The following is an 8,221-nucleotide window of genomic DNA, read 5'->3' on the forward strand; positions in this document are numbered from 1 at the left end:
ATTTAAGAGAAAATTACACTATTAATATTTCACACGATTTTTGGCATTGGAGTTGTTAGTGAAGATGTGAGATTTACCTGCACAACTCCAGCTCCAGCGTGAACTTCCACTTTCTTCAATGTCACAGTGCGCTCTTCAGCAGGCTTATGATCGTCGTCAGTCATAGTTGCAGGAGATTTAACAGCAACTAGTGCAAGACTGTTAAAATCAACGCCAGCATTCGCGCACAAATCCTCAGCTGCAGATAATGAATCTTCAAAACCAGCTTTTTCAATCACACGTTCAGTTGGAACACCGTAAGCTTCTGCACACAGCAAGTTAACGCGATCCAAAAGCGCTTGGCCTCTGCGACTTTCTGGAACTTTCGTTTCAACATCATCAGTTATTGCAGACACAAAATCGTCCAGCTGATTTGCCAAACCATCGCCACCATCGCGGAATAAATTGCCAACAATAGGCTTTCTGAATCCTAAAGACTTGGCTTGTTCCAACAATTCAGGCACTTGATCATCCTCGCCTTCCCACAAATTAATCAACGGGAACGTAGGGATATTAAGAGATTCCAAACGAGAAACATGGAATGGGTAACGCCAAGCCAAAGTTTCGTCATCTCGCCAAGTAGTTGCGCGAGTAACTACAACTGCAGCAGCAGGCCACTTTGCACCAAACTCGCGAGCAGCAATATCTAACCACTTTTGAGCACCAGCATCCGTGCCATAACCTGCTTCCACCACTACAACATCATGCTCAGCGCAAGCCATTTCAACGCTTACAAGGCTTGGAATACCAAGCGAAACGTTCGCAAACGGGCCGCAATGGACGTAGATTGGAGAACCATTAATCGTCTCAGTTTTAGCAGGCTTTACAGCGTCGGCAAGAATATTGGTGATTCGCCACAAATCCACAAACTCACCAAACTTAACAGGCTTACCGTCTTTTGTGCCAGCAATCATTGAAGAAACACGATGAGAAATCTCGTCCATACTGCGCGACAACACTACGATTTGCATAAGCTCGCAAGTTGGCGTCAAAACAACGCGCTCAGGAACAGTCCCCTTGCCAAAATCAACAGCAATGCTTCGCAAAGATCGCGAAGGAACTTCACTAACTCGAGGAACTAAAATAGTATCAAGAACACCCTCGTCGACTGCTTTTTCCGCAAACGACACAAGCAAATTCTGCGCGCAAGCAATAGCAGCCATTTCACCACACAGGCCCCAGTCAATCAACTCAGGGTGAGAAAGCGAAGACTTACCGCCACCACTTGCACCACCTTTAGAACCAGCAGCCGTAATGCCCATGCTTGGCTGACGAAGAACTGCAGCTGCGTCCACACCGCGCTCACGCAATGCATCAACTAACGCAATAGTTGTAGTTGTTTTACCTTCTCCACGAGAAGCTTTTAAAGGAGTATCAGCAGTAACAAGCAGAACCTTACCGCGCTTCCTAGGCTCCTCTGGATGTTGCTTTAAATAATCCAAGTACCCAAAGGCATCAATTTTTTTAACCAAACCGAATGTTGTAGTGTATGAATCAAGAATGCTCATGTACCCCTCTTTCATAGGCATATTGGCACAACTATGCATGCGGATAATGTTAATTACATGATTCATACTATACGATTGTTTGTTCGTAGCATAGCCACCACACGCAATATCTATACGCGTTATTATCAACGTCTATAGCAAAATAACAAAAGATAACAAAAATGCCTTCCGTGTGAAATAAAAAGTTCATTTCTTAGGAAGGCATTTAATTTTTAATTGTCGTGTTTGTGTATGAAGTTTGGAATTGGCATAGGGATATGATGATGCACTGGCGTGTGCGCTCCCGAGTTTGTAGAAGAGTTTTCGCTGCTAACGGCTTTTGCAGCTGCTTCCGCAGCCCACTTGGCATACTCGTCTAAATCATCTTCGTTTGAAGCATCAACGGCATCATTTTCTTGATCTGTGTCATTCTCTTCTGGAAGATATGTATCTTCCTCATAGCTTTCGCTCGACGCAAATGGATCGAAGGATCCTTGTCCGGGTTCGCTGGAATTAAGTTCCTTAGCAAGCTCGTCATAATCCGTATCGGTCGTCAGGTATTTGAGCTTACGGGCAATTTTCTGTTGCTTTGCCTTCTGTCGTCCGCGGCCCATCTGACCCCCTCTAAAAATTAAGTAACAATCAGTTCATCACACAAGAGCGTACCACTTAACCGCAACCGAGTATATTGTCTGTGTAAACTTTTACCATAAAAGCCATATTTTCAGCGTAAAAATACGCACAATTAAGGAGCCTAAAATGCCGGAAGAAGCACAGGTTACAGCTGCTGGTAATGAGATGAGCGCAAGCTTCCTTGCAGCGCGTAAACGTTCAGATGCAACGCTTGAAAAGTTAAAAGCTAGCCCTTCGTCTTTTACTATGCTTACTGGAGATCGCCCAACTGGCCGTTTGCATTTAGGACATTATTTTGGATCTATTCGTGAGCGTGTTGCAATGCAGCAGCGCGGAGTAAAAACTAATATTATTATTGCAGATTATCAAGTAATTACTGATCGTGACACTACTGAGCATATTGAAGATAATGTTTTGAATTTAGTGCTGGATTATATGGCTGCCGGAATTGATCCTGAAAAAACAATGATATTTACTCATTCCGCAGTTCCTGCAGCAAATCAGCTTATGTTGCCTTTCCTTTCGCTCGTTACAGAAGCAGAATTACACAGGAATCCTACTGTAAAGTCGGAAATGGAATCATCTGGACATGCTTTAACCGGATTGCTCCTTACGTACCCAGTGCACCAAGCTTGCGATATTTTGTTCTGCAAAGCTAATGTTGTGCCGATCGGTAAAGATAATTTGCCGCACGTTGAAATCACTCGTACGATTGCGCGCCGTTTTAATGAGAGATACGCAAAAAAGAATCCAGTGTTCCCAGAGCCAGCAGCAATTTTGTCTGATGCTCCTGAAATTCCAGGATTGGACGGACGAAAGATGAGCAAATCTTACGGTAATTCGATTATGCTCGGAGCTACTGCCGAGGAAACTGCCAAATTAATTAAGAAGAGTCCAACTGATTCTGAGAGGATGATTACTTTTGATCCAGTAACTCGTCCGCAAGTTTCTGCGCTTCTTACTACCGCAGGTTTAGTTACAGGCAGGGATCCTAAAGAGATTGCTGAAGAAATTGGCAACGCTGGTGCTGGCGCATTGAAAGCTTACGTAATTGAAAATGTAAATAATTTCTTGGCACCTCACCGTGAGCGTCGTGCAGAACTTGCAAAAGACATGGATACTGTTCGAGACATTTTACATGACGGCAATAAGCGTGCAAATGCTATTGCAGAAGAAACGCTTTCCCAAGTGCGAGATGCTATGGGAATGAAGTATTAATTAAATTTCAATAAGTAAAGTAATAAAAAATAAAGCCGCTCGCAAGAAAACTTGTAAGCGGCTTTTTGTTAAAAATTAACGGGCTGAAACTTAGAACATCACACGTCGTAACGCCAGCTTTTATCTGTAATAACGCGTGCTACAGCAAGACCAATAGGTAAGCAAATAATTACCATGAAAGCGCGGAAAGTCCAGTCTAACGCCGGAAGCGTGTGGAATTGACCAAGATAAAACATTGCGCGATACATATAAAGTCCAGGAACCATAATTACGATAGATGGAACCGTAAGACCTATTCGTGGATAACCCAAATATTGAGGCGCTAATCCGTGACGAACGATAGTTCTCCAAGCAGAAGCTAGCAAACCTGCCAATAAAGCACCGCTGAAAGCTGCAATTTCGGCAGCAACTCCAAAATCTGTCATAGTTAAGCGAAGAGTATCTGTAATAGCGCCAATAATGCCAGCAACTATGCACATGCGTTGTGGAGAATTAAACAGCACTGAGAAGCCCCATACTCCGGCAAAAGCTGTAATAAGTCGAAGAACTGTGTTAAGCCAAGGGTTTAATCCGAGAGGAGGGAAGCCTTGAGGATTGAGCTGTACAAGGCTTGCAACCGTCCATCCTGCAAGAGTTCCCATCAAAATAATCGCCATTGTGTAACACAGTCGTTGAATTCCTGAAGGGAAATCAATTTTTGCAATATCTAAGCCGCCTGTAATAAGAGGGAATCCAGGAATAACAAACAACACTGAACCAATATATGCAGTTGTATGATTGAGCGCGCTAGGGTCAAAGAAGCCAATAAGACGTAAAGCCCCAATGCATGATAGTGCACCTATTGCAACAGCTACGAATGTAACTACAAACTGGTTTAGATGCTTCATAAACATTCTGCGACGAATATAGTGACCAATTCCTGCACCAATAAAAGCACCAATCATGTCGTAAATGCCGCCGCCAAGCAAGAACGCAAAGGATGCGCAAGCAACTGCCGAAGCAAGACCAGCAAACCACGGTTTGTATAGCGGTTTCCTATTTTTAATCAAATCAAGACGGTCGTGTACTTCCCTAACTGTAAGAGGATGATCATTTTTAGATTCGTCATTACTATTAGATGCGTTTACGTGCGAAAAATGTTCAGCGTAAGCACTTTCTGGCTGCAATGCAAAAATGCCGCGTGGTTTTTCTTTTTTTATAGCTTCTTGCAACGCTTTCTTTTTTGCAATTTTAGTAGCATTTTCTTCAGACTGCTTAGCTGTTTGTACAATGGTATGTTCGTCGTCGCTCGCTTGCAATGTGTCAACTAATTCCTTAGAAACAGCAGCTTTAGAGTGATATAAAGAATCGTTTCCAAGCTTGACGTTAAACCAATCTGCAAAATGTTCTAGAAGCCAAATGCGCTCAGTGTTAACACCTGTGGTTGGAAGATCTACAACTTCAGTAATTCGCTCATGCTTATCAGTACAAGTTGCTTCAATATCTGTGAGATTCACGTCCGCGCGCACATGTACACCCATTGGTTCGCCGATTCTGTGCATAAGCTCGCGAACTCGGTAGCTTCCTGTGCCTGCTCCTAAACCGAGCGCACCGACGCGAATAATAATACTCGATTTCGCAGCAATTCCTGCTTGCGTAACTGGCTTATCCCAATCTCGCTCAACATCGTCCATATCGAGTGGAATAGCATGAGTATGAAAACGCCCAGAAGGTTTTCCGACTATATGACCAGTCGAAAGAATTTCAGGCTTATCGCAATCGCAGTTGTTGATGCTGTTGTTGTGTGTATTATTCTCAATATTATTCTCTGCTGTACTCACAATTTTTTAGTATACGCAACCCCGTTGCCGAGTTATATTTTGTTGATAAATCAGCATTCTTTACTACGTCCGGTGGTAGTTTCACAATTAACTTGGTATCTCGCTGGAAACAAGGCTGTGGGCTTGCAACTTCTGACCTACATAACCGCGGAGGAGCCGCGGAAGTCAGACGACCAAGCAACCTTAGTCTGGCGTAAGGAGGTCTGATGGCAACAGAAAATCAGCAGGTTACTCCGGCAGACGCAACTATTGTTACGTCTGGTTTAGGGCGAAAAGGCCCAGAGGAGCGTGACCTTCCAGCATCACTTAAGCAAGACATGGATTTGTGCTTGCATATTCTTCGCGATGTTCTTGGCGAATTTGATGAAAAATTATTAGCAGTATTCGACGATGTGCGTTTGAATGCTGTAGAAGCTAGTGCAGCTCATTTTGCGCAAATGGTAGACGCAAAAGTAACTGCAGATGATGGCTTAAGTAAAGCTGTTAGCAAGCTCAACGGAATGAATTTGCACGATACGCAGCTTTTAGCTCGTGCTTTCGCAACATATTTCCACTTGGCAAATTTGTGCGAGGAAAATTATCGTGTTTCTGTACTTCATCAGCGTGAATGTGAAGTTGAAGATTCGTTGCCGGTTGATCCAGTTAATGAACTAACTTGTGCTTATCACAAGTTGCTTACTGAAATGAGCCCTGCTGAAGCGAAAGAATTGCTCGCAAAGCTTGAGTTCCATCCTGTATTTACTGCGCACCCAACCGAAGCTCGTCGTAAAGCCGTTGCAGGTAAAATTCGCAGAATTTCGCAATTATTAAGCGAACATCATCGTTTAGGCGGATCTGATAAGCGCGAAAATTATCGTCGTCTCTATAACGAAATTGATGCGCTTCTTCGCACTTCTCCGATTGCTTTGAAGAAGCCAACTCCAGTTGAAGAAGCTGACACTATTCTTGACATTTTTGACGCTACTTTGTTTGACACGATTCCAGTCGTGTATCGTCGATTTGACGATTGGCTGCTTGGCAAGAAGGCTGGATTAGTTCCTCCGCGTTGCCCTGCATTCTTCCATCCAGGAAGCTGGATTGGTTCAGATCGAGATGGCAACCCTAATGTGACAGCTAAAGTGAGTCGTCAAGTCGCTCGAAAGTTTAGCGATCACGTGCTTGTGGCTTTGGAGAATCGTACTCGCGAAGTTGGAAAATGCTTAACTATGGAAACGCGCACAACGCCTCCAAGTGTGGAGTTGCTTGAGTTGTGGAATCGTCAGCGCGAAATGAGCGAACAGCTTACAGAAAACGCTTCGGATGTTTCTAACAGTGAGCCGCATCGTGCTGTAATGCTTGTAATGGCTGACCGTTTGCATCGCACTATTAGCCGCGATACGGATTTGATGTATCATTCTTGCGAAGATTTCATTGAGGATTTGCAAATTGTGCAACGCTCTTTGGCAGAAGGCGGAGATCCTCGTGCTGCATATGGTCCTTTGCAGGATTTGATTTGGCAGGCGCAAACCTTTGGATTCCACATGGTTGAAATGGAATTCCGTCAGCATTCTCTCGTGCATTCTCGTGCTTTGGAAGATATTCGCGAACATGGATTGCATGGCGAACGCGGTCCGCTTCAGCCAATGACTCGTGAAGTACTCGATACGTTCCGCGCTTTGGGAGCAATTCAAAAGCGCAACGGTATGCGCGCTGCTCGACGCTACATTATTTCCTTCGCAAAATCTGCTCAGCATGTACGTGACGTATTTGAGCTAAATCGTCTTGCTTTCGCTCATCCACAGGATGCGCCAACAATCGACGTCATTCCGCTGTTTGAGCAGCTTGAAGATTTGCAGAATTCCGTAAATGTGCTTGAGGAGATTATTAAAATTCCTGAAGTGCAAGCTCGTCTTAAGGCTACTGGTCGCAAGATGGAAGTTATGCTTGGATATTCGGATTCTTCCAAGGATGCTGGCCCTACTTCCGCAACGCTTGCTTTGCATTCCGCTCAGGAGCGAATTGCTCAATGGGCTAAGAAGCATGATATTGATTTGACACTGTTCCACGGCCGCGGTGGTGCTGTTGGTCGCGGTGGCGGTCCTGCAAACCGTGCAGTGCTTGCTCAGCCTGTTGGCTCCGTCAACTGCCGATTCAAGCTTACTGAGCAGGGCGAGGTTATTTTCGCACGATATGGCAATCCAATTCTTGCTATTCGTCACGTTGAATCTGTTGCTTCTGCAACTTTGCTTCAGTCTTCGCCAAGTGTTGAGAAAACTAACACTGATATGACGAAGAAGTATGCGGATATGGCTGCAAAACTTGATGTTGCAGCTCATGAGCGCTTCCTCGACTTGCTGCAAACGAATGACTTTACTCCATGGTTCTCCACGGTTACGCCGCTTAGCGAGATTGGCTTGCTACCAATCGGTTCTCGCCCAGCTAAGCGCGGTTTGGGTGCGAAGTCTTTGGACGATTTGCGCACAATCCCGTGGGTGTTCTCTTGGGCTCAGGCGCGCATTAACTTAGCAGCATGGTACGGTTTGGGCACGGCTTGCGAAAAGTTTGGTGACTTGGAAACTTTGCGCAGAGCTTACGAAGAGTGGCCGCTATTCAGTACTTTTATTGACAATATTGAGATGTCTTTGGCTAAGACAGATGAGCGTATTGCTCGCATGTACTTAAGCCTTGGAGATCGTGAAGATTTGAGCGATAAAGTACTTTCAGAAATGCAGCTTACTCGCAAGTGGGTTTTGCAAATTGTCGACGACAAGTGGCCTTTGCAGCACCGTCACGTGCTTGGCCAGGCTATTCGTGTGCGCTCGCCTTATGTTGACGCGCTGTCTGTAATCCAGTCGCTTGCATTACACAAGCTTCGCAACAAGGTAGACAAAGAAGAGCTTAGCGAAAGCCAGCAGGCAGAGTTCATCTACCTTATTCTTTGCACTGTTTCTGGTGTTGCTGCAGGCTTGCAGAATACTGGATGATTTTATAAGTTTATATGATTAAGAAAAGCCTTCGTGCTGCTTTATTAGCTGTGCGTTGGCT

5 protein-coding genes are annotated in these 8,221 nt (G+C 44.7%); 2 read left to right on the forward strand and 3 right to left on the reverse strand.

Features of this window, described 5'->3' with window-relative positions; genetic code table 11:
* Window positions 1-29: 29 nt before the first annotated feature.
* Complete coding sequence (locus A5294_RS03135) at window positions 30-1,547, reverse strand: formate--tetrahydrofolate ligase (RefSeq protein WP_064340439.1); 1,518 nt, start codon at window positions 1,545-1,547, stop codon at window positions 30-32.
* A gap of 212 nt (window positions 1,548-1,759) precedes the next feature.
* Window positions 1,760-2,140: a DUF3073 domain-containing protein gene (locus tag A5294_RS03140; RefSeq protein ID WP_004106131.1), complete on the reverse strand. Its 381-nt coding sequence runs from the start codon at window positions 2,138-2,140 to the stop codon at window positions 1,760-1,762.
* A gap of 145 nt (window positions 2,141-2,285) precedes the next feature.
* Here A5294_RS03140 and trpS point away from each other — a divergent pair, with 145 nt between their 5' ends.
* Window positions 2,286-3,377: a tryptophan--tRNA ligase gene (gene trpS, locus A5294_RS03145; RefSeq protein WP_004106132.1), complete on the forward strand. Its 1,092-nt coding sequence runs from the start codon at window positions 2,286-2,288 to the stop codon at window positions 3,375-3,377.
* 98 nt (window positions 3,378-3,475) lie between these two features.
* On the opposite strand, the gene A5294_RS03150 is transcribed toward trpS, so the two are convergent.
* Window positions 3,476-5,197: a threonine/serine exporter ThrE family protein gene (locus tag A5294_RS03150; RefSeq protein ID WP_064340440.1), complete on the reverse strand. Its 1,722-nt coding sequence runs from the start codon at window positions 5,195-5,197 to the stop codon at window positions 3,476-3,478.
* Window positions 5,198-5,403: 206 nt separating this feature from the next.
* Here A5294_RS03150 and A5294_RS03155 point away from each other — a divergent pair, with 206 nt between their 5' ends.
* A complete protein-coding gene (locus A5294_RS03155) occupies window positions 5,404-8,160 on the forward strand; it encodes a phosphoenolpyruvate carboxylase (RefSeq protein ID WP_064340441.1) in 2,757 nt (918 codons plus the stop codon).
* Window positions 8,161-8,221: the final 61 nt, after the last annotated feature.

It is taken from the genome of Gardnerella sp. 30-4 (assembly GCF_001641215.1).
Classification (GTDB): Bacteria; Actinomycetota; Actinomycetes; order Actinomycetales; family Bifidobacteriaceae; genus Bifidobacterium; species Bifidobacterium leopoldii.

Excerpts from the sequence above, each read along its gene's own strand:
- A5294_RS03135 (WP_064340439.1), bottom strand. The coding sequence starts at position 1,547 with ATGAGCATTCTTGATTCATACACTACAACATTCGGTTTGGTTAAAAAA.
- A5294_RS03140 (WP_004106131.1), bottom strand. The coding sequence starts at position 2,140 with ATGGGCCGCGGACGACAGAAGGCAAAGCAACAGAAAATTGCCCGTAAG.
- trpS (WP_004106132.1), top strand. The coding sequence starts at position 2,286 with ATGCCGGAAGAAGCACAGGTTACAGCTGCTGGTAATGAGATGAGCGCA.
- A5294_RS03155 (WP_064340441.1), top strand. The coding sequence starts at position 5,404 with ATGGCAACAGAAAATCAGCAGGTTACTCCGGCAGACGCAACTATTGTT.